Raw genomic sequence first — 22,364 nt, forward strand, 5'->3', positions numbered from 1 at the left:
CCGGGCCGCTCTGCGGCAGCCCGCTGCCCGTAAAGGTGCCAGTGGAGGGCAACCAAAACCAGACTCATAACGGGGGTGCGCCGTGGCTTGGCTTGCGACAGCGGCAATGCGCCGTTTGTCGCGTGGAATCGCTCTAAGTCATTGTGCCGAAGGGAGTTATGCCGTGATTGGAGACGGCCGGGGGGTGATTTGGCGTAAGTATAGGGGCTGCAGTGGTTTAGAAACGTGAACCTACGGTGTGGATACGGTGTGGATACGGTGCGGATACGGAGGGACTCCCTTGGGCGCCGCTGGCTGCCGGCTGGCGGTGTCAAACGGGTGCGTGTGGTTTCCAGCCCTGGAATTGCAGCTTCCCCCCTGCAATTCAGGGCGCGGCCGGTCACTTGCGTCTTTGGGCGCGGCGTTTGGCCGCAAGCAGGCGGCTGGCGGTGCTGGCCGGTTGATCTTCGGGTGGCCCGGAGGGTTGGGCCGGCGCGCCCGCGGGCTGAGACGGTGGCGGAGCGGTTGCGGCTTCGCCCGGCAAAGGGACGGTGGGCGCCTGTTCGGGGCGGAACAGGTCGGGGCTGGGCTCGGGGGCGGGAGCGGAGTATTGCGAGCGCACCTGGTGGCGGCGGGCCAGCAGCGCGGCCAGGGACTCCTGGGTTTCCGGGGGGCGCGGGGCGCCGCGCCAGAAGAAGAGCCAGCGGCGCAGGGTTTGCGTGGCTCGCAGCCACTCGTCGCGGTCTATCTGAATGCGCCGCACGCCGACATCCAGCGTGAAAAGGATGATGGCCAATTGGAGCAGCGATTCCCAGAGGTCGCGCGGCTGGAAGGTTTTCTGCCGGTCATGGAGGAAGGGATTGACGGTGGGGGCGGCGGGGTCCAGCAGTTTGCCGCCACCGGATTCGGCGATGCGGCGCAGCAGATTCAGGTTGGGCGCCGCGGCGCTGAATTCGGGCGAGTAATTAATGCTGGTGCCGATGACCTGCGAGCCGCGCACCTGGCCGTCTTTGACATCCATCAGGTTGAGCAGGTAGGCGCCGACCTCTTTGGTGGGGAAGCGCGCTTCGTAATGGCCGGGGCCGGTCTGTTCGAGCCGCACCGTTTGGCGCTCGCCTTTGGGGCTGACGACAGCGGCCTGCAGGTTGAGGAAGTTGCGGAAGTTGCCCTCGCTGTCCAGCGCCTCGACGTTAATCAGGCCCTCGCCCTTGTCGGCGGTGACTTCGGTGGTGAAGTCGGCGTTTTCCAGGCGGCGCATGCTCCATTGCCCGACCTGGGACCAGAACTGGCGATACTGTTCCCAGTTGAGCCAGAGGCGGGCCCAGCGGGCTTTGGCGTCGGATGTGAAGGCCACGGCACGGCCAAGGCCATACTGCCAATGGGCCAGCAGGGGGTCGCCTTTGTCCGTCCACAAGGGGATCTCGGCGCGGGGCTTGGGCGTCGTGGCGACGTAGCCGAGCAGTTTCGGGTATTCGGCCTGGCCGATGCCGCGCACCGCCTCGCTGGCAGCCCGCACTTGCGGTTGGAAGGGCTCTTCGTAGATGGCGGACTTGAGGATTACAGCGGTTTCCTTGATGAAGATCTGGGGGAGATCGTCGGGCGAAATGACATTGTAGAACTGGCCGTTGCCCTGGGCGGCTATCGCTTCCATGGTGTCGGGCGGCGAATGGCCCGAGATCAGGACGCTGCTGACTGTGATGCGGTCGCTGACGATGGACTGCATGAGGGCCGGGGTTGGCGCGGCAGGATCGCCGTCGCTGAAGACAATGATGTGCTTGAGATGGGAGGTGGATTTGTTGAGCGCACCCTGGGCCATCTGCAGCACTCCCGCGAAGCTGCCGAGGTCGCCCTGGTTCATGCCGGCGATCTGGGCCGAGAGGGCCTTCTTGTCGGCCGCCTTCTGCAGCGGAAACAACCAGCGCTCCGTGCCATCCCATAGCACGATGCCCATTTCGTCGGTGGGACCGAGCGTGGCCAGCACGCCTTGGGCACACTGGCGGGCGACTTCATTGCCGTTGGCGAATTCCATGCCGTGCATGACCAGCACCACCGCGCCGCTGGGCAGGACCTTCTTGCTGTCCAGTTCCATGCTGACCGGCAGGGTGGCCTCCAGGGGAGTGCCGCGGTAGCCGCCCGCTGCGTAAGTCTGGTCGCCGCCCACGCAGACCAGGCCGACGCCGAAGTCGCGCACGGCGCTTTCGAGCAGCCGCTGGCGGTCGAGCCCCAGATCGCCGGCGGCGAGGTTGCTGATGAAAAGGGCATCGTAGCTCTGCATTTCGGCGAGCGTGGCGGGGAAGTCTTTCAGGCCGACCAGCCTGACGGTCAGGGTGGGAGACCTCAGGGCGGCGGCAAGCTGCTGGTCCTGGTCGGGGTCGGCCGAGACGATCAGGATGGTCGGCTGGCCGCGCACGGTGGCGAAGCTGGTGGCGCGGTTGTTCTGGGGGAGCGGGTCGCCGGGGGTGTCCACCTGCACGTCGTATTTGAAGAAGCCGGGATTGGTCAGCGTTTGGGGGAACGTGAACAGGTTTTTGCCGGCGGACAATTCGACCTTCTGGCCGCCGAGGAACTGGTCGTCGCGATGGAGCCGCACGTTGGCGGAGGTGGCTCGGTCGGCCTGAACGAAGATCTTGACCTCGAAGACCTGCCCCTCCTTCAGTTTGGCCGGCACCTGTAGTTTCTGCACTGACACATCGTTGACGCGCGCCACGCCCATCGGCACGACATCCACGCTCACGCCGAGCGGTTTGGCGGCCAGCACGGCGCTCAGGGCGTCGCCGACGTTCTCGTTGCCGTCGGACATGAGCACCAGGCGCTTCTGGCCGGTCTCGGGGAAGGCGGCGGTGGCCAGCCGGATGGCGGCCGCCAGGTCGCTTCGTTCGGTGCCCACCACGGCATAGATCTTCTGCAGGTCCACCGCCAAATTGGGCGAGGATTCGATGCTGGCGTCGGCGCCGAAGACGACCACGCCGGCTCGGTCTCGCTTCTTTTTCTCGCTGGAGATGCGGTTGACCAATTCCCGGGCGGCTTCCTGTTGAGGGGAGGGGATGCTGTCCGAGCGATCGAGCGCGAAGAAGACGTTCATGCCTTCCACTGGCCGCAGCCATTGCAGGCCGGCGAGCGCGAGCACGAGGGCGCCCAGGACGACCAGGCGGATGCTCAGCGCGGCCCACCGCCGCCAGGGGCTGGCCTGCGTGTCGGACTTCCAGGCCAGCCAGATCACCCACGCCAGCGCCGGGGCCAGCAGCAGCAGGTAATGAGGGTGTGTGAACTGGAGGTTCATCTTCGCATGAGCTTCTGCACCCGGTGGTTCTGCGAGTCGGCTACGTAGAGGTTGCCCGCCGAGTCAAGCGCCACGCCCCAGGGGTTGCTGAATTGCCCCGGCGCCGCCCCCGGGCCGCCGATGATTTCCAGGGGCTGGCCGTTCGCATCGAAGACCTGGATGCGGCTGTTGCCGAACTCACAGATGTATTGCCGTCCCGCGGCATCCACGCAGATGTCATACGGGTAGCTCAATTCGCCCTTGCCCTGGCCGGCTTTGCCGTAAGCGCGGAGGAACTGGCCGTCACTCCCGAAGACCTGGACGCGGTGGTTGCAGGAATCGGCTACGTAGAAGCGGTCCTGCGCATCCACGCACAGACCTTCGGGCCGGTTGAACTCGCCGGGGCCATTGCCGGCACGGCCGAAGCACGCCAGGAGTTGCTTGCCGCGGTCGGCGAACCGCTGCACGCGTTCGACCAGGCCGTATTCGCTCACGAGCGCTTCGCGGCGGGAGTTGACCGCGATCGCGCGCGGCCAGGTGAACTCGCCGGCGTTGGTGCCGGGTTTGCCCCATTGGGCGAGGAGCTGGCCCAGGGGCGAGAAGACGTTCACGCGCTGATAGTGAGGCTCGACCACGAGGATGTTCCCGTCGCGGTCGCGGCCCATGCCTTTGGGTTTGCCCAGGTCGGTCAGCGGCATTTGCCAGGAAAGCTGGTAAACGCCGTTGGAGGAGAACTTCTGCACGCGGCCGGTCATGTCCGCGACGTAGAGGTTGTCTTGCGCGTCCACGGCTACCGAGCGGGGCTTGCTGAATTCGCCCGCACCCACTCCCCGCGAGCCGATAATCCGGGCGCGTTGGAAGAGCTGGCTTTGAAGGGACACCTCGTTTGAGGGGGCATTGGGCGCGCAGCCGGTCAGGGCGAGGGCAGCACTGCAGGCAATCACACACCACGCGCCGCGCGCCGTGCGCCAAACCGCCCACGCCAGCAGCGGGGTAACCGCCAGTGCCAGCAGCGTCAGGCAAAGGGCATTGACTTGGGCGTTGTGGCCATAATGCAGGAGGTTGAAGATGCGCAGCGCCAGGGTTTCGCCCCCGGGCGGGACGACCAGGACCATGGATTCAACGTCCCAGAGGCAGAGCAGGAAGACGACATACCACGAGGCGGCAACTTGCGGCGCGATTTGCGGCCATTGCGCATGGCGCAGCATCTGCCAACGCGTCGCGCCCACCAGCCGGGCGGCGTCGGTCAGATCGGTGTCCACCGTCCGCAGCGCGTGGGCTACGGAGTTCCAGCCCAGCGCCAGATACCGGATCACAAACGCCAGAATGACAATCCCGGCGCTTTGATACAGCAGTGAGAACCAGGGGCGATTCAACAGGGCAATCAGGACAATGCCGAGCAACACGCCCGACAGCAGGAACGGCAGCCAGGCAAGATACCCCAGCAGGGAGTTAACTGAGTTGAACGGGTTGCATGGGTTGCCGGAGCAACGGCTGCGAGGGGTGAGGCTTTGCAGCCCGGCGGCCAGGCCCAGGGCCACTACGAGCGTGGCTGAGAGAGCGGCGCAGGTGAACGAGTTCCATAAGGCGCCTTGTCCGGCCGCCAGGGCGCCGCCCAACTCGGTCCATGTTCGTTTGACCGAAGCCAGTTGGTAGACAGGAAGGCCAACCGACAGGAGGCAAATAACGACGGTGCCCGCGCCGCAACACCAGAACCAACGCGGGCCGAGCTGCTGGCGGAAAAGTCTCGCCGAGACCGCGCCTTGCGTTCGCGGCCAGGGCAATTCCCGCCGGGCGAACCCGAGCAGAAGCAGCAGGGGGGCCAGCACCAGCGGCCAGCTTTGCCAGAGGGCGCCGGGAGTGTCGAAAGTCGTGTTGAAGCGCACCCAGATTTCGGCCGGCAACACTTTCACCTGCAGGATGGCGGGCACGGCGAAGTTATTCAAAGCCAGCACGAAGGTCAGCACCGCCGCCTGGGCCAGGGCGGCGCGTCCCAGCGGCCAGAGCAGGCCGCGAACCAGCCACCAGCCGCTGACCGCCACGTCGCTCTCCAGTTGCGCGGGCTCCAGCCGCTGCCAGGCGGCCAGGACCAGGAGCAGCGTGAGCGGCCAGGTCAGCAGGCTGAGGATCCAGACCGTGCCGCCGAGGGACACGATATTCAAGGGCAGCCAGGCGCGCCACACGCCCGCCAAGCCGAGGTAGTGCAGCCAGCAGTTGGTCGCCAGAAACGGCGGCAGCGCCAGCGCCGTCACCGCCACGGCCAGCAGGCGATTGCGCCAACGGGCTTCGAGCCCTGCCAACCAGAGCGCTGCCGCGAAGCCAAAACTCGCCGCCAGCAGCGTCGTTAGCCCGCCTACCAGCAAACTGTTCTTCAGCAGCAGCCAGTTCACCTCAGGAAGATCCGGTTCAATTTGGCGGTGGTGTCCTCCAGATCGCGCAGCAGGGCTTCCCAATCGGGTTCGAGCCTGGGGGTGGTGATTTCGCGGATCGAGACCCCTTCGAGGGCGTGCGCGGCGACCAGTTGCCGCGCCACCTCGGGCCGTTGCAGATACTCAAACAGGCGCTGTGCCGCCTTTGGATTCGGTCCGCCGCGCACCAGGCCGATGGTGTTGGGAATCAACAGCGTCTCCCCGCTCATGGGCAGTTGCGCGACGGGCAAACCGTCCTTGTGTCCGACAGCGACAACGTCGTCCGAGTCGGTCAGCCCGATCCACGCCTCCCCGCGCCCTACCATTCTTACCACGACTGAGTTGCCGTCCACGAGCAGCGGTTGGTTCGCCACCAGCGCCCGGCACCACGCTTGCCAGCGCTCGTCACCCCAGTGCTGGCGCAGGGTATGGAAATGTGTGGCCGTCGTGCCGAACTGCGGGTAGGCCAGCGCCACCTTGCCGCGCCAGGTTTCGTTGGTGAGTTCGAGCAGGGAGCGCGGCGCGGCGGCGAGCGAAAGCCGGTTGGTGTTTATGACGATGCGCCGGCTGCGATAGCCAATCGCGGCCCAGGCGTTGGTCTCGCGGAACACGCCCCGGGCGGCCAACTGGCGCGTGCGCAGCTCTTCGTTACCCCAGAAGATGTCGCACTGAGGATGCGAACGCTCCGCCAGCAGGCGGTTGGCCAGGCCGACGGTCTTGACCGCTTCGCTGTCGTGGACGGCGCGGACCTTTATGCCGGTCTGTCGAGTGAACTCGCGGAAGATGGGCTCGGCATAGGCCTGGTCCTGGGCGCAGTAGGCGACGACCTTGTCCTGGCCCTTCGTCATTACGCAGTTGAGCACTGGAAGGAAGCCCGCTGCAATAAGAGCGGCGACGACGGGCATCACCCAGGAGGAGTAATGCCCGAGGACCTCGCGCGTTGCGAAGAAATCACCGCGCCAGCCGCGGTCTTTGGGGGGTGGAGGTTGGGTGCTCATGCGTGGGGGAAGGAGAATAACCAACAGACAATAGCCGATAGCCAATTGGTGATCCTCATACCGTCCTCCGATGGTAGTACCACCACTCGCCCAGGAGGACCAGGAGTGCGAGGGCGGCGATGGTGCGCCAGAGTTCCATGTTGGCCCGCTTCGTGGTGGTCGCGCTGACTTTGGTGTATTGGCCCAACTGCAGCTCGTCCCGGGGTTTGATGTTGCTTTCCACCGCGTCGAGCAGATTGACACAGAAGGCTGTGTCGTTGGTTCCCAGGCGCAGACGGTAAACGCCTTGCCGATGGGTGTCGCCGAACACGAGCTCGTTTGCCGTCGGGTCGAGCGCCAGCGCCCTGGCCGCTCCGTCGGGCAAGGTGATTTGCGCGCTGCGCGCCGGCTCTGTCAGCGCCAGCCTGAGCGGGTCGCCGGCTTTGACCAGCAGTTGGTCGCCCCGGGCGGTCGCCGGGTTTAACCACTCCACCGCGTTGGCAATGAAGATGGGGAAGGAGACGCGCAGCGGCCAGTTGCTCTCCAGCACGTCGAAGCCGATCCACAGGATGCGTTGCCGGCCCAGTTCGCCCGCCAGGATCAGCGGGGCCTGGGGCGTCTCGACCAGCGACACCGCCCAACTCGGCGTTTGCGCGGTGAGGCCCTGCACCACCTGGACATTGTCAAAACTCGCATAGCGCAGGAGTGGATGCGCGGACCTCCAATCCACGATAGCCGGCGCCTCGGCGCGCCTGACTCCTGCAAGCCAGTTGGTGTTGACTACGTGAATGGCCAGAACACTGCCCCGGGGCCAGACCGTCGGGGTCACATCATCGAGGACAACGAAGTCGAACCCGGCAGCTGGGTCTGTCAGGTCAGTGGCGCTGGCCAATTCCACATTCGGCGCCGCGCGCAACGCCTTCTCCAACAGCCGGTTACCGCGCGTGACCAGCAGCACCTTCACCGGTTTCGGCAAAAGGCTGGCAATCGAGGCCTGGTTGTCCACGGCCAATTCGTCCGGGGCGGTCAGTCGGACCGTGAAAACGCCGTCGCTCGATTGCCTGGACATGAACACCTGGGGCGAAGTCTCGCCTGCCGGAATAGTCAGCGGGCGGGTCTCCAGCAGGCGGTTGTCGAGCGACAGCTCCAACTCCGTCTGCCGGCTGTCGGGAGAGAAGTTAGCCACGCTGACGTAGATCGCGCGTTGACGGGCATCCTCGGGATTTGCGCGCACGTCCAGCGCGGTGATGCCAAGGTTGTTCGCGCTCTTGCCGACCCGATGGTAGATCAGCGGCAAAGCCTTGTTCTCAAACTCACTCAGTTCAGGCACCGCACCATCGCTGAAGAGGTGAATCTCCGGGCCGGTCCTCGGATCGAGATCCCGCACGAGCGATTCGGCCATCTTGAGAGCCGGCACGAGGCGCGTCGGCCCATCCGAGCAAACGGAGTTCTGCAGCGCGCGGCGCAGGGCGGCCTTTTCGCTGGTGGCGGACTGTTTAACCTCGGTAGTCGCGCCCGCGAGAACAATCACCATCTCATCGGTATCCTTGAGGCTGTCTACCCATTTCAAAGCCTCGGCGCGGGCCTTCTCGAAGCGGGATGGGGATTCGTCGCTGGCCTGCATTGAAGCCGAAGCGTCCAAAATAACCACGCGCTTCTGGGCCGGCTTGGCCTCCGCGGCGAAATACGGACGCGACAGGGCCAGTACTGCCAGGGTCAGCAGGACGATCTGCAGGATCAGCAGCCAGTTTTTGCGGAGCTTCTGAAACGGCGCGCTGGCTTGGGTCTCCGCCAGGAACTTCTGCCACAGCAACGTGCTCGAAACCAGCTTCACCACCCGTTTGCGCTTCAGCAGGTAGAACAGGACCACCACTGGAATGGAGGCGGCGAAGGCAAACGCGAGTGGGGCTAGAAAGTGCATCTCCTAGCCCCAAACTTCGGCCTGGCGCAGTTGCTTGAGCAGCAGCTCCGGCAAATCGGTGTCGGAGCTCGCCGTGAAGAAGCTGACGCCGCGGGCCTGGCAGTATTCCCGCAGCCGTTGCACGAAGTTCTGCACGGTCTGCCGATAGGCCTTGAGCCGGAAGCGGCCGAAGGTGACCTCCTGCGTGGTGCCGGTTTCAGAATCCACCAGGCGCAAGTCGCCAAAGCTCGTCGGGGCCAGTTCATCCGGGGCAAGAATCTGCACCAGGTCCACCTGGAAGCCCCGGCCGAGCAGGGCGGTCAGCCCGGGCTCATAACCGGCCGGGTCCAGAAAGTCGCTCAACACCACCGCCAGGCCGGCGCGGCGGGCCCCCAGCGCGCCCCGGCGCAGGGTTTCGTTGAGATTGGCCGCGCCTCCGGCCGTGAGCGCGCTGAGATTCCGGAAGAACTGCCAGGCCGATCTCTTGCCGCGGACGGAACGCAGGGCGCCGCGTGCGGCAAGTTCCGCGATGCCCGCGCTGGGGTCGGCGTTGGCGTCATTGGCCAGGTCGGGAAAGGGAATCACGCTCACCCGGTCGAAGCCTGAAAGGGCGACATAGCCGATGGCGGCTGCCACCTGCCGGGCGAAGTCGAACTTGCGCGGCTCGCCAAAGGTCATGGATTCGCTGGCATCGAGGAAGATGCGGACCGGCAGCTCGCGCTCCTCTTCATAGAGCTTAAGGAACAGCCGCTCCAGCCGGCCGTAGAGGTTCCAGTCCAGGTAGCGGAAATCGTCGCCGTGGACGTAATTGCGGTAATCGGCGAATTCGACCGACTGCCCCCGCGCGCGGCTGCGGCGTTCGCCCCTGGACGAGCTTTTGGTCCGGCGCGCAGCGAGCAGCTGGAACTGCTCGAGGCGGCGCAGAAGCTCCGGCGTCAGCAGCGGGTCAGGCATGGATGGTCTTCCGCGTCGGTCGGTTCATCGCGCTGCCGTGGCGGGGCGTGGATTGTCGCCGAACCGCTTCACACGCTCACCGCGGACGCATTTCGCGGCACATCGCTCAGGATTTGCCCGATGATATAGTCGGTCGTGATGCCTTCGGCCTCGGCTTCGAAGTTGAGGATCAGGCGGTGGCGCAAGGCGGTGGCCGCGACGGCCTGAATGTCATCGTAGCTGACGTTGAAACGGCCATCGGTGAGGGCGCGGACTTTGCCGGCGAGCAGCAACGTCTGGCCGCCGCGCGGGCTGCTGCCGAAACGGAGGTACTGGCTGGCTATCGGAGCGGCGGTTTCGGTCTTGGGATGCGTCGCCAGCACCAGCCGCACCGCGTAATCTCTCACATGGGAGGCCACCGGCACCTCGCGCACCAGTTTCATCAGCTCCAGCAGCGCCTCACGGGTCAGCACGCGTTGCGCTTTCTGGCCGGGGCCGGCTGTGGTGCGCGAGAGCACTTCGGTCAGTTCATCTCCCGAGGGGTAACCGACAAGGATCTTGAAGAAGAAGCGGTCGAGCTGCGCCTCGGGCAGCGGATAGGTGCCCTCCTGGTCAATCGGGTTCTGCGTGGCCATGACGAAGAATGGCTCGCCGAGTTTGCGCAGTTCGCCGCCGGCGGTCACCTGGTGCTCCTGCATGGCTTCGAGGAGGGCCGACTGGGTCTTGGGCGTCGCGCGATTGATTTCGTCAGCCAGGATCAAGTGGGCGAAGATCGGCCCGCGCTGGAACTGAAACTCGCGCCGGCCGCCAGGGATTTCCATGACGATGTTCGTGCCGAGAATGTCAGCCGGCATCAGATCGGGGGTGAATTGGATGCGGCTGAACGGGAGTTCGAGCGCTTCGCCCAGCGTGCGCACCAGGAGGGTCTTTCCGAGCCCGGGCACGCCTTCGAGCAGCACGTGGCCGCCCGCGAACAGCGCAATGAGCGTGCCTTCGACGACCGCGTCCTGACCGACGATGACTTTGCTGATTTCCGCTCGCAAGGCGGCGTAAGCCTGGCGAAAGGCGTGAATTTGGTCTTCGGTATTCATAATCTCATTTCTTCAGGTCATCGAAGTAGTCACGCACCGCCCCCTGGTAGGCGCGAGGGACTTTATCCTGACTCAAGGCGCTTTGGGCGTCGGATTGCGCGGCGGCGGCGGCCTCCTCGTAAGCCACTTTGCTTTGGCCCTTGATGCTGACGCCTTTCAAGGTAACGCTGGGCATCTGTCCGCCGGGAGAGAATTGTCCCTTGACCTTGGTGGGCTTGAGCGCGTCGCTCAGCTCGCCCGGCCCGCGGTCGGTATGACCTTGCGGGTCCTGGTCAGGCCGGTTGAAGCCTGTGTTGTCCCAATGTTCGCTCCATTGGCCGTCCCATTCCGCGCTGCTGTCGGACCAGGTGCCGACGCCGCCCCCCGGACGGCTCCCATACGGATTGTATCCGGGCCGGTTGCTGGTTTGCATCCCCCACCCCTGGCACGCGCCGATGCACATGGACGCACGGTTCAGGTTGTCCAACGCGGCCATCAACGCCTGGGCATCGCCCATTTGCTGCATCAGGTCTTCCAGCTCCCTGGCCGCCGCTTCGAGCGACTGTGCGGCGGAGGGTTTGTTCCCCGCTTGCATTTGCTGGCTGGCGTTCTTCAAATGCTCCGCCACCTTGCCGTAATTGCCGGCCGGGTCAACGGCTTTGGCCACCTCCTGGAGAATCTTCTGGAGTTGCTCCGGTGTCAGATTGGCCGATTTCAACTGCGTGATCATCTTCTGGAGCGTCGCCTGCGCGAGTTCGGGCTGGCCGTTCTTGAGTTGCTCCGCGAGGTCTTTGCCCAGCTTCTGGGCCTGTTGCTGGAGCTGCTGGAGGGATTTGGCCATGTCGCGCAACTTCTCAAGGTCGGTCACAGCGGCTTCGATATCCTTGAGCACCAGGCCGGATTGATCAGCGGCCAGGGCCTGAATGGCCTCGTCCAGTTGCGGTAATTGCAGTCCGGCGTCCTGCGCCTGTTTGGACAGGGCGCTCAGCGCTTCGGACAGCTTCTGCCGCTCCGCTTCGCTGGCGGGCGTATTCTGCGCGGCCATGTCTTTGGCGGACTCGCGCAGCTTCTCCAGGTCTTTCTTCAGCTTGTCGAGCGCGTCGGGGTTGCCGACCGGTGCGCCCAACTGCTTTTGCAGGGTTTCCATTTGCTTCTGAAGGCCGGCGGCAGTCTGAGAGTCGTTCCCGGTCGAGGCCCGGGCCGCCTGTTCCATCTTCCTTAAGGCCGGGTCTTTGCCCAGCTCTTTCAGTTCCTGTTTGAGCTTCTCGGCCACGCTGGCGAGGTCCTTGAGGGCCTCGCTGCGGGTGAAGGTCTTCCTGTTAAGCTGGTCGCCCAGGTCGGTGACAGATTCCAGCGCCTTCTGCGTCGGTTCGAGTGCGGGCGGGCGGTTTTCCAGGCTGCGCCGGGTCAGGTCCGCAAGCTGTCGGCCTACCTCCTTGATGTTTAGCTGCTCCGCCTGCGTTTGCCGATAACGCTTGCTGCGGTATTCGGGAACGAATCCCAGGCCGGCCCCCAGCGCCAGCACCACCAGCGCCCAGCGGGCGGTTTTGGACAGGTGGAATGGCACCAGCCGGCGAGGGTCCAGGCTTTTGGCATGTTCGGCGGCGTCGGTGACCACCAGGTCGCGCCACGCGCCCGCGTCCGCATCAGCCGCGACTTCCAAAGCAGTGCTCAGGCGCTCCTGCAAATGCTGCCGGCCATCCACCCACCGGGCGATGTCCGGCAAAGACGGTTTGCGCCAAATACCGAGAATCAAACCCATCACGGCGCACGGCAACGGAACCAGCGCGGCTGTAGTGAGCGTCCAGAGCGGCAGCGGCAGCAAATGCCACAGGCCCAGCAGCAGCAGGGACAGCACGGCCCCGGCCAGCAGCCCCTGCCACAAACCGCGCAGCCCCCGCGTCCAACGGCAACGCCAAGCCGCTTGTTGCAGAGCGGATTGGATGATCTGCAGTTCGCTCATGGCTTCAGCCAAACGTGCCGCACCAGCGCGCCGTTGGCCAGTTCAAATGAATTAGACACGGCTGCGGGCCAAAAGTTTAGCCGAGACCAGAGAATTCGGCTCACCCAAGGCAGGAACCTCGAACCTCGGTAACGGGCCGGGGCGATAACGGTTTGACCCCGGCGATGGCCCGGTGTGGTTCCCATGGGGAGCGCTCCCCATGGGAACCACACCGTAGTCCCCCCGGGTAGGCGCCGGGGTTTCGCCGCCAAGGCCAGGGCACTTAATCTGCAACTCCTACCTGCTGGATTTGCCGACAGGGCCTGGTGTTGACGCTTCCGGCAGCAACTGCCACCTTGAGATCATGCGCGGAGAATTGACACATCCCCCGCCGGAAACGTCCAGTAATGCTGGCAACCATCGCTGCGGAGGCGGCTCCGGCAAACGCCCGCCCGATTTTTGAACTCCAAAGACCTGATCCGGCTTAGTGTGCCGTTGGGCGAAGCGACGCGGCGGGCGACCGACTTCATCAGCCGGTTCATCCTTAGCGGTGGGGACAAGACGCGGTTGGAGGCGGAAGTGAAGGCCGTCGTCGCCAATCCCAGGGAATTCACCGATGATCCGTTGCGCGGGGAGTTTGCCAGGGCGTTGCTTAAGGCGCCGCCTCCGCCACGCGCTGATCCGGTCAGATACCGCCAGTGGGGCGAGGGGCTGGAACCTGAGGCGGTGATGCAGATGGAAAAGGCATGCCTGCTGCCGGTGGCGGTGGCGGGAGCGCTCATGGCGGATGCGCATGTCGGTTACGGGTTGCCGATTGGCGGGGTGCTGGCGACGGAAAACACCGTGATTCCATACGCAGTGGGGGTGGATATCGCGTGCCGCATGAAGATGACAGTGCTCGACATCTCCTCGCGCGACCTGGAGCGTCGGCAGGATCGGCTCGCCCGCGCAATTGCGGCTGAAACGCGGTTCGGCGTGGGTTCAAATTTCAAGCAGCGCCGGCAACACGAGGTGATGGACGCCGACTGGTCCGTCAGCCCGGTGACGAAGCAGAACAAGGACCGTGCCTGGGCGCAGCTTGGCACCAGCGGCAGCGGCAACCACTTTGTTGAGTTTGGCCTCTTTACCGCCCACGGGAAGATCCATGGGCTTGAGCCGGGGATCTATGTTGCCTTGCTCAGTCACAGCGGCAGCCGGGGCACAGGGGCGGCGGTGTGCGATTACTACAGCAAAGTCGCCTTCAGCCAGTTCCCAGCCCTGCCGGGCGAGCTGAAGCGGTTGGCCTGGCTGTCGCTGGATTCGGAAGCCGGACAGGAGTATTGGGCGGCGATGCAGTTGATGGGGCGCTACGCGGCCGCCAACCATGCGCTGATTCACAGGCACATCGCCGCCAACCTGGGCGCGCAGGTCCTGCTCGACCTGGAAAATCATCACAACTTCGCCTGGAAGGAACAGCACGTGATCGGCGGGGTCGAACGCGAGGTGATTGTGCATCGCAAAGGCGCGACCCCGGCGAGGCAAGGCGTGTTGGGCATTATCCCCGGCTCAATGGCCTCGCCGGGCTTTGTGGTGAGCGGCAAGGGCAACGCCGAATCACTGCACTCAGCGGCGCATGGGGCGGGTCGCGTGATGAGCCGAACGCAGGCCACGAGAACTTTCAACTGGAAGAAGGTGAACGAGTACCTGCGCGAGCAGGGGGTGACCCTCATTTCCGCGGGGCTGGATGAAGTGCCGATGGTCTACAAGAACATCCGTGAAGTGATGGCCGCGCAAAGCGACTTGGTGACCATCCTGGGCCAATTCGATCCGAAGCTCGTCAAGATGAGCCCTCCGGGTGAGCGGGCCGAAGATTAATGGAACGATTGCATGCGAGTTTTCCCGCCCGTTATCAGTCACCCGGGCTATTCATTGTCGGCAGGCGACAGGAACAAACCGTGAATGCAAGGCCACTTTCCTTCGAGGAGAGTAGTGCGGGGGCTCTGAATTGGAAGGCTTCAGCGGCAACAGACGCCGGGGTATTGACAGTGGCCGTGGCCGAGCCGGACTTGGCGCAGAGCACCGCGGCCACCTCGGGCGACACCGAAGGCGATTGGCTTTGCGCGTGGTGCCACAGCCGCGTGGCCAACGAAAAGGACCGGTTCCCTTACGATGGCAAAGACGAATTTACATTTGCAAATCCGGAGGGAGTCAGGTTTGCCATTATCACGTTCTCCCGGACGCTTGGTTGCAGGGAAGTGGGTCCGCCCAGTTTGGAACACACGTGGTTTGCCGGGCACACCTGGTCCTTCTGCCAGTGTGACCGTTGCGGCCAGCAGCTTGGCTGGTACTACGCGGGCCAGCATCATTTCGCCGGACTCATCAAGAGCCGTATTGTCCGGGCCTTGCACGTGAGTAATTGACACCAGGTGATGCCGCCAGGATTGCGAAGACGCCCACACCCGGGCACTGGCCAAACGGCTCCGAGCGGGTTAATGTGGCTCTCGCTTACGAACTTTAATGAAACGAAGTTATGCCTCTCCTGAGACTTGAAACTACTGTTGCTCTCACCGATGAAAAGCGCCAGACGCTGCTCACCGCTCTCTCCAAAGTCATGGCCGAAACCACCGGCAAGCCCGAGGAATACGTCATGGTTACTGCCGGGCAGGCCGACATCTTGATGGCCGGCAAACCGGGTGGTGGGGCTTTTGTGGACATCCGCGGCATCGGCGGCTTGAGCGGCGACGTGAACCGGCAGCTTTCGCAAAAGATCTGCCGGTTGTTGAATGAATCGCTCGGCCTGCCGGCGAACCGCATCTATCTCAACTTCACCGAGCTCGCTGCCGCCAACTGGGGCTGGAAGGGAAACACCTTCGGGTGACCGCTGCGGATTTGCCGGAAGACAAAGGGACCTACGTCCTGATCGCCTTCGTGCCGCGCATGAAGCGCCTGGAGATCGGGCGCCTGGGTGCGTTCGACCTCGTTCCGGGATTCTACGCCTACGTCGGCAGCGCCTTCGGTCCGGGCGGCCTCCGGGCGCGGGTGGGGCATCATCTCGAATCAGTCGCCGAACCTCACTGGCATATTGATTACCTCCTGCGGCACGCCGAGCCTCTCGAGGTCTGGTATGCCCTTGCCGGCCGGAAGCTCGAGCAGGACCTGGCGGCGCTGCTGGCCCGGTCGCCAGGTTTCCACATGCCCATCCCCCGCTTCGGTTCCTCCGACTACCACCGCGGCCGCACCACCCACCTCTTCCACTCCAAACGCCCGCCCTCCTTCGCCCGCCTCCGGCTGGCCGTCAGCCAGACCTTCGGTCACCCCATCCAAATCCATCGTCTCCCGCTCGGCCCCAGGTAGGGCTTGCAGTTACCTGCGGGCCGCCCGTCCTTCCAGCTCTCCTCTCCACCTGGGTGCTTCGCGGTCAGGCCCTTCGCCCCCTTCGCCCCCTTCGTGTGAGCCTCGCTCCTCACAACCGCTTGATCTGCACATTCCGGAACGCCACTGGGTCGTTATGCCCCGCAAACCCGAAATACCCGCTCTTCCGGTCCTTGCCCGGATGCTCTCGCTTGCCCATGAACTCCTTCACCGTTGCCATGTCGCAATCCAGGATCACCGTCCCGTTCAGCTCCACCTTGATCGTTGAGCCCTTCACTGTAACCTCCTGGAAATTCCACTCGCCCACCGGCCGCTGGTATCCCTGTGCCGCCGCCACCGCCCCGTAAGCCGATCCGTGATACTGCCGCAGGTCCAGCTTCTGCCCGTGGACCTGCTCGTAATCCTCGCTCAGCACCTGCAGTTCGCACATGCCCGTATAGGCGACGTCCCCTTCGCCGGGGTAACGAATCGCCAACCCGTTATTCCCGCCAGCTGGCAGCCGGAACTCCAACCGGGCCACGAAGTCGCCGTATTCCTCTGTGGTGTAGATCGTCCCGCCCTTGCGCGCCTGACACTGCAGCACGCCGTCCACCACCTCGTAGTTGTTCGTCGGTCCGGCCCAGCCGGTGAAGTCGCGACCGTTGAAAATGGACTTGAAACCCGCATTGCTGTGGTCGGCCAGAATCCTGGTCGCCTCCTCAGCTCCGATCTCGCGGATGAGAATGTTGCGCCAGCGGATTTCACCGCCGTGGGTTTGGAGCTGGATCGGCCCCTTCGCCGGCACCGGCAGCTTTCGGTCGTAGTAATTCTCCATCAGCGCGTGGTCCACCACCAGCTTCTCATTCAGCCACACGCTCACCCGCGCGCCCACCATGAGGATGCGGAAGGCATTCCACTCCCCAAACGGCTTGTCGGCCAGGACCAGTGGGTCTTTGCCGGGCGCGCCGGGACTGTTGTTCCAGAGTCCGCCTGAGCCCTTATCGGCGCCGATCCCGAACTTCCCCTGGTCCGTGTAGTCCCAAATCTGGACCTGCGGGCAGCCGCGCAGATAGATGCCCGAATCGGCCTTCGGCACGGTCTTGTATTCGACGAGCAGCTCGAAGTCCCCGTAATCCTTCTCGGTCGTGGCGTAGGCGCCCTGTCCGTCATTCACCAATTCGCCGTTTTCGGCGCGCCAGTGGGCCTTCATGGTTTCCGTCCACTTGGCAATTTGCGCGTCGCGCTGGTCGGCGGGCATCGCCAGCAGCTTGCGATGATCGAACGTCTCCCCCCCGCGCCAGCCGGTGAGGTCCTGGCCGTTGAACAGTGCCGCAAATCTCTTCGGCTGCTTCGCTCCCGCCGCACCCGGGGAACCCGTGTTGTCGCATGAGGTGAGCAGCAGAGAACCGGCCAGCAGCACGAGTATAGGGCCCCAATGGACGCAGCGAACAGTCAGAGTCAGTTTCATCGCTGCAGTTTTATGTTCCGGCAGGGTGTGATAAAGCTTTTTCTGCCGCTCATTTCCGTGGACCGCTTACCCGCCTCTGCCACTTAACGAGCGGCTGCCCGGGTGACCGCAAATCGCAACTGCGACGCCTCGCGCAGAATTCCTTGCCACCCGGCGTGGAATGATTAGCATCCGCCCTCCCTGCCAGAAGCGCGGGGCAGACAGAAGCTTTTGCACATGAAGAGTTACAACATAGCAGTCATCGGCGGCGACGGCACGGGGCCCGAAGTGGTCCGCGAGGCCATCAAGGTTCTCGACGTTGCGGCGAGGAAATTTGAGCTCAAGCTCAGCTACACGGATTACGACCTGGGCGGCGATCGCTATCTGCGCACCGGCGAGGCGCTGCCGGACAGTGTGCTGGCCGAGCTGCGGAAGTTCCCGGCCATCCTGCTCGGCGCCATCGGCCATCCCGACGTGAAGCCCGGCATTCTCGAAAAGGGCATCCTGCTGCGCACCCGCTTCGAGTTGGAGCAGTACATCAACCTGCGCCCGGTCAAGCTCTACGACGAGCGCTTCTGCCCGCTCAAAGACAAGAAGCCCGAGCACGTTGACTTCGTCGTGGTGCGCGAAAACAACGAAGGGCTTTACACCGGCACGGGCGGATTCACCTACAAGGGCACGCCCCACGAAGTCGCTCTGCAGGCGAGCATCAACACGCGCCCGGGCGTCGAGCGCTGCCTGCGCTACGCCTTCGAGTTCACCCGCAAGCGGAATAAGGAGAAGAAGCTCACCCTCTGCGGCAAGACCAACGTGCTGACCTTTGCGTTCGATCTCTGGGAGCGCGCTTTCCACGAGATCGGCCAGAAGGATTACCCCGACATCAAGCGCGACTACGCTCACGTGGACGCCACCACCATGTGGTTTGTGAAGAACCCCGAGTGGTTCGATGTCATCGTCACCGACAACATGTTCGGGGACATCATTACCGACCTGGGCGCGATGGTGCAGGGCGGCATGGGCATCGCCGCCGGCGGCAACATCAACCCGAAAGGCACGAGCATGTTCGAGCCGATTGGCGGCAGCGCTCCAAAATATACCGGCAAAGGCGTCATCAACCCCCTGGCGGCGATCTGCGCCGGCCAGATGATGTTGGATTTCCTGGGCGAGACCAAAGCCGCCAAGGCCATCGAGGAGGCCGTCATCAAGATCACCCGCGAGAAGATGAAGAGCCTCGCCGCCGGCAAGATGGGCTACAGCACTTCTCAGGTGGGTGATCTGGTGGCCGGGGCGCTGTAAGGCCCTGGCGTCACCCTCAGCTGCCCTCGGACCGCGCCTGTCTGCCATGTGGCACAGTTGGGCGGCCCGGGGTCGAGTCCCCGCTTCACGAGTCAGCGGTTCCTTGGCTGGGGAACTGTGATCGGCGGCTCAGTTCCGGTAGAGGCTCAAATGAACAACATTGCCCTGAACCACCAGCGCTGCGCCGGCAATCCCCTTGCCCCTGGAAGCGATGATCCCTGCCGCACTTAAAGATCTTGCAGGAAATAGCCTCCCATGGGCGCGGGCGGTCCGACTAAAGCCTCCACAGTGGCCATGAGCTCTTCGATGCGATAAGGCTTTGGCAGGTATCGGTCTGGTCGTATGTGGGTGAAATGCATGCGGCTTTCCAGGTAGCCGCTTGACATCAGGATCTTCAGGCCAGGTTGAATCCGGCGGCATGCCCTCATCAACTCCTCCGCGGTGATCGGGTAGCCGTCGTAGTCCGTGATGAGCAGCCCTGGTTGGGGATCGGCAGTCAGAAAGGCCTGCAGCGCCAGTGCCCGGTCATTGAAGCCTCGCACCGTATAACCGGCGTCCTCGAGTACGAAGTGGCATAGTTCCACGATCGCTGGGAAATCATCTACTACGTAAATCGATCGATCCAAGCGCCTGCGAACAGTGTAACCAGGATCAGCCCGAACCGTCCGTTGCGCCTCCGGGCTCCAATACGGCGCCGCCATTAGCAGTGGCAAGCTGCTCAGAAACGTCCGCCGTGAGGTCATATTGATCCATTGCCTGGTTTGTTGTCCCTGTTCAACTGATTCTTCTCTCATATATAGGAATACGCCAGCCGGCCAAAAACCTTGCAAACTCTAACCGGAACATTTCACACCTGCAAAGGCGGGGCGCGGGCATCCTGCCGTGCGCCGGTCTGTCGCCATTTCGTGCGGAACATCAAATGTCCGCGCCAAGAACCAGGCAAAGCGTCACAAGGACTTCGCCGGTTCGGCGTATTTGAACATGCTTGCCGACTGCCAGCCAAGCGGCCCCCGCCGACAGCACCCTGAATTGAGGGAGCATCCAGGGGGGATTTCCGTCTGACTGATGTGACTGATGTGGTCTGGTTTGACCGGATAGCACAACCGGGATACTGGTATGCAAAGAAAGGATGCCCTGTATATGAAACGGAGTCGTGGTAACGCCCTCGCCGGCATTATAGCGGGGGCTCTCATTTTTGGTTGCTCGCCCGGGACCCCGTCGGAGCAGAGCCAATCTGCGGCGGAGGGAAACAATGCTTTTGCCCTGGACCTGTTCGGCCAGCTTAAGGCTGAGCCGGGCAACCTGTTCTTCTCGCCTTACAGCATCTCCACCGCCCTGGCGATGACCTATGCCGGTGCGCGGGGCGAGACCGAGAAGCAGATGGCCAGGGTTCTCCATTTCGCCGAAGACCAACGAGCGTTCCATGCAGCCTTCGGCCAACTTCAGCGGGAACTGGACAGCGCCGGCCGGCAGAAGGGCGTTGAACTGAGCATTGCCAATGCACTGTGGGCACAGAAAGGCTACCCCTTCCTGCGGGCCTTTCTCCGGATCGCCAAAGACAATTATGAGGCCAGCGTTGCCCAGGCCGACTTCAAGACGGCAGCCGAGGCCGCCAGAGGTGAGATCAACCGTTGGGTGGCGCAAAGGACCAAGTACAAGATTCAGGACATCCTGGAGTCCGGCAGCGTGGATGCTGTCACGCGGTTGGTGCTGGTCAACGCTATTTACTTCAAGGGCGCCTGGGCCAAGCAGTTTGACAAGGCCGGAACGTCCCCTAATCCGTTTCACCTCACGTCGAGCCGCCGGGTGGATGTGCCGCTGATGCACCACCAGGACAACGTCAAGTACATGGAGAATGAAGACTTCCAGGCAGTGGAACTGCCTTACACCGGCGGCACGCTTTCGATGGTGATCCTGTTGCCGCGCCAGATTGAGGGTTGCGGCCAGTTGGAGGATCGCCTGACTCCGGCGCTGCTCGCGGACACGCTAAAGCAAATGAGGGAGCAGAAGGTCGAGATCTACCTGCCCAGGTTCAAGCTGGAGTCCAGCTTCAAGCTTAATAGCACGCTGGCCAGCATGGGCATGACGGACGCGTTTGGGATGCAAGCCGACTTCTCCGGCATGGATGGCACAAAGAACCTCTTCATTTCCGCTGTCTTCCACAAAGCCTGGGGCGAGGTGAACGAGGAGGGCACCGAAGCGGCCGCAGCGACGGCTGTGGTAGCGACGGTAAAGTCGGTGGCTCCGCGGCTGCCGAGTTTTCGCGCCGATCATCCTTTCATCTTCTTCATTCGCGACACCCGATCCGGCAGCCTCCTGTTCCTGGGCCGATTGGCGGACCCCAGCAACGGACCCGCTACCCCTTAAGCTTCCGCTCCAGAATCTCGCCCGCCAGCGCCGGGTTCGCCTTGCCCTTGCTCAGCTTCATCACCTGGCCCTTGAGGAAGTTCAGGGCGGCGGCTTTGCCGGCCTTGTAGTCCGCCGCCGGGCCGGGGTTGGCGGCAATCGCCTCGTCGCAGAACTTTTCGATGGCGCTCGCGTCGCTCACCTGGGCCAGGCCTTTCTGCTCGACGATCCTGGCCGGCGCCTCGCCGGTGGCGAACATCTCCACAAATACTTCCTGCGCGATGCGGCTGCTGATCTTGCCGCCATCCACCAGGTCAATCAGCTCCAGGATGGCGGCGGGCTTGAATTTCAGGTCGGGCAGCGCGGCACCGGACTCCGTCAGCCGGGCGCGGAGGTTGTTGATGATCCAGTTGGCGGCGGCCTTGGGGTTCTTCGCCTGCTTCGCAAAGCCTTCAAAGTAGTTGCCCAGCGGCACATCCCACACGAAGGTCTGCGCGTCGGAGGCCGGCAACTGGTAGTCGCGCATGAACCGTTGCTTGCGCGCCAGCGGCAGTTCCACCACGCGGCTTTTCACTTCCGCCAGCCACGCGTCGTCCGGCTGGAAGGGCATCAGGTCCGGCTCGGGGAAGTAGCGGTAGTCGTGCGCGTGTTCCTTGGTGCGCATTTCCTCGGTGATGCCGGCCACGTCGTCCCAGCGGCGGGTGGACTGGATGAGCTTCCCGCCCTTGTTCAGCACCTCGATCTGGCGCGGGATTTCATACTCCAGCGCTTTGCGCACGCCGCTGAAGCTGTTCATGTTCTTGATTTCTATCTTGGCGCCGAGCCCGGTCTGCCCTTTGGGGCGCACGCTGACGTTCACGTCGCAGCGCACCATGCCCTTCTCCATGTCGCAATCGCTCACGCCACCATAGACCAGGATGTCCTTGAGCGCGTTGAGATACTCGTAGGCCATGTCCGCGCTGGTGAGGTCCGGCTCGGAGACAATCTCCATCAGCGGCACCCCGGCGCGGTTGAAGTCCACGCCGCTGTTCCGCTCGAAGTGGAAGTTCTTGCCCACGTCCTCCTCGAGGTGCGCCCGGGTGATGCGCACCCGCGCGATGCCGCCGTTGAACTCGAACTCAACGGAGCCGTTGATAGTCGAGGGTTTGTCGTACTGCGTCACCTGGTAGTTCTTCGGCATATCCGGGTAGAAGTAGTTCTTCCGGTCGAACTTGGCGTAGCGCGTCACCGTGCAGTTGAGCAGGAAACCGGTGAGCGCCGTCAGCCGCAACGCCTCCTCGTTGGCGACGGGCAGTACGCCGGGCAGGCCCAGGCACACCGGGCAAACGTGGGTATTCGGGGGCGCGCCGAACTCGTTGGCGCAGCCGCACCACATCTTTGACTTCGTCTTAAGCTGGACGTGGGTTTCCAGTCCGATGACCGCTTCGTAGTCCATAATGCCGGGGAATTGTTACCACAGACAGGCGCGGTTGCACAC

At 63.7% G+C, this 22,364-nt stretch carries 16 protein-coding genes; 6 read left to right on the plus strand and 10 right to left on the minus strand.

Annotated elements, in window-relative coordinates; translation table 11 throughout:
* Positions 1-379 precede the first annotated feature (379 nt).
* The 7 genes from P5205_00800 to P5205_00830 form a co-directional block, all read right to left on the minus strand.
* Complete coding sequence (locus tag P5205_00800; protein ID HSA08889.1) at positions 380-3,259, minus strand: VWA domain-containing protein; 2,880 nt, start codon at positions 3,257-3,259, stop codon at positions 380-382.
* Positions 3,256-5,628, minus strand: a complete 2,373-nt coding sequence (locus P5205_00805) for a 6-bladed beta-propeller (protein ID HSA08890.1) — start codon at positions 5,626-5,628, stop codon at positions 3,256-3,258. Before P5205_00805 ends, P5205_00800 begins: the two co-directional genes overlap by 4 nt.
* Positions 5,625-6,644 (minus strand): substrate-binding domain-containing protein, encoded by a 1,020-nt coding sequence (locus P5205_00810; GenBank protein ID HSA08891.1) that lies wholly within the window; start codon positions 6,642-6,644, stop codon positions 5,625-5,627. The genes P5205_00805 and P5205_00810 overlap by 4 nt, the downstream gene beginning before the upstream one ends.
* 55 nt (positions 6,645-6,699) lie before the next feature.
* On the minus strand, positions 6,700-8,544 hold the full coding sequence (locus P5205_00815) for a VWA domain-containing protein (protein HSA08892.1): 1,845 nt from the start codon (positions 8,542-8,544) through the stop codon (positions 6,700-6,702).
* A 3-nt stretch (positions 8,545-8,547) separates the two neighbouring features.
* Positions 8,548-9,477, minus strand: a complete 930-nt coding sequence (locus P5205_00820; protein HSA08893.1) for a DUF58 domain-containing protein — start codon at positions 9,475-9,477, stop codon at positions 8,548-8,550.
* A gap of 68 nt (positions 9,478-9,545) precedes the next feature.
* Positions 9,546-10,547: a MoxR family ATPase gene (locus tag P5205_00825; GenBank protein ID HSA08894.1), complete on the minus strand. Its 1,002-nt coding sequence runs from the start codon at positions 10,545-10,547 to the stop codon at positions 9,546-9,548.
* Positions 10,548-10,551: 4 nt separating this feature from the next.
* Positions 10,552-12,489: a hypothetical protein gene (locus P5205_00830; protein HSA08895.1), complete on the minus strand. Its 1,938-nt coding sequence runs from the start codon at positions 12,487-12,489 to the stop codon at positions 10,552-10,554.
* A 438-nt stretch (positions 12,490-12,927) separates the two neighbouring features.
* Between P5205_00830 and P5205_00835 the strand changes: the two genes are divergently transcribed.
* The 4 genes from P5205_00835 (at position 12,928) to P5205_00850 (ending at position 15,801) form a co-directional block, all read left to right on the plus strand.
* A complete protein-coding gene (locus P5205_00835) occupies positions 12,928-14,322 on the plus strand; it encodes an RtcB family protein (GenBank protein HSA08896.1) in 1,395 nt (464 codons plus the stop codon).
* Between the two features lie 80 nt (positions 14,323-14,402).
* Positions 14,403-14,867 (plus strand): cereblon family protein, encoded by a 465-nt coding sequence (locus tag P5205_00840; protein HSA08897.1) that lies wholly within the window; start codon positions 14,403-14,405, stop codon positions 14,865-14,867.
* Between the two features lie 110 nt (positions 14,868-14,977).
* Positions 14,978-15,325 (plus strand): phenylpyruvate tautomerase MIF-related protein, encoded by a 348-nt coding sequence (locus P5205_00845; protein ID HSA08898.1) that lies wholly within the window; start codon positions 14,978-14,980, stop codon positions 15,323-15,325.
* Complete coding sequence (locus P5205_00850) at positions 15,322-15,801, plus strand: GIY-YIG nuclease family protein (protein ID HSA08899.1); 480 nt, start codon at positions 15,322-15,324, stop codon at positions 15,799-15,801. Before P5205_00845 ends, P5205_00850 begins: the two co-directional genes overlap by 4 nt.
* Before the next feature lie 109 nt (positions 15,802-15,910).
* Here the strand turns inward: P5205_00850 and P5205_00855 are convergent, their stop codons facing one another.
* Positions 15,911-17,266 (minus strand): DUF1080 domain-containing protein, encoded by a 1,356-nt coding sequence (locus P5205_00855; protein HSA08900.1) that lies wholly within the window; start codon positions 17,264-17,266, stop codon positions 15,911-15,913.
* Positions 17,267-17,482: 216 nt separating this feature from the next.
* Here P5205_00855 and P5205_00860 point away from each other — a divergent pair, with 216 nt between their 5' ends.
* Entirely contained in the window at positions 17,483-18,541 is a 1,059-nt protein-coding gene (locus P5205_00860) for a 3-isopropylmalate dehydrogenase (GenBank protein ID HSA08901.1), read from the plus strand.
* A gap of 227 nt (positions 18,542-18,768) precedes the next feature.
* Here P5205_00860 and P5205_00865 read toward each other — a convergent pair whose 3' ends face one another.
* Positions 18,769-19,167: a response regulator gene (locus P5205_00865; GenBank protein ID HSA08902.1), complete on the minus strand. Its 399-nt coding sequence runs from the start codon at positions 19,165-19,167 to the stop codon at positions 18,769-18,771.
* Positions 19,168-19,681: 514 nt separating this feature from the next.
* On the opposite strand from P5205_00865, the gene P5205_00870 reads away from it, so the two are divergent.
* Positions 19,682-20,908, plus strand: coding sequence for a serpin family protein (locus P5205_00870; GenBank protein HSA08903.1), 1,227 nt, complete (start codon positions 19,682-19,684; stop codon positions 20,906-20,908).
* Here P5205_00870 and gatB read toward each other — a convergent pair.
* Positions 20,898-22,322 carry an Asp-tRNA(Asn)/Glu-tRNA(Gln) amidotransferase subunit GatB gene (gatB, locus tag P5205_00875; GenBank protein HSA08904.1) on the minus strand — a complete coding sequence of 475 codons (1,425 nt, stop codon included), beginning with the start codon at positions 22,320-22,322 and terminating at the stop codon, positions 20,898-20,900. The two genes, P5205_00870 and gatB, sit on opposite strands and share 11 nt — an antisense overlap.
* Positions 22,323-22,364 lie beyond the last annotated feature (42 nt).

The organism is Candidatus Paceibacterota bacterium (assembly GCA_035452965.1).
Taxonomy (GTDB): domain Bacteria; phylum Verrucomicrobiota; class Verrucomicrobiia; order Limisphaerales; family UBA8199; genus UBA8199.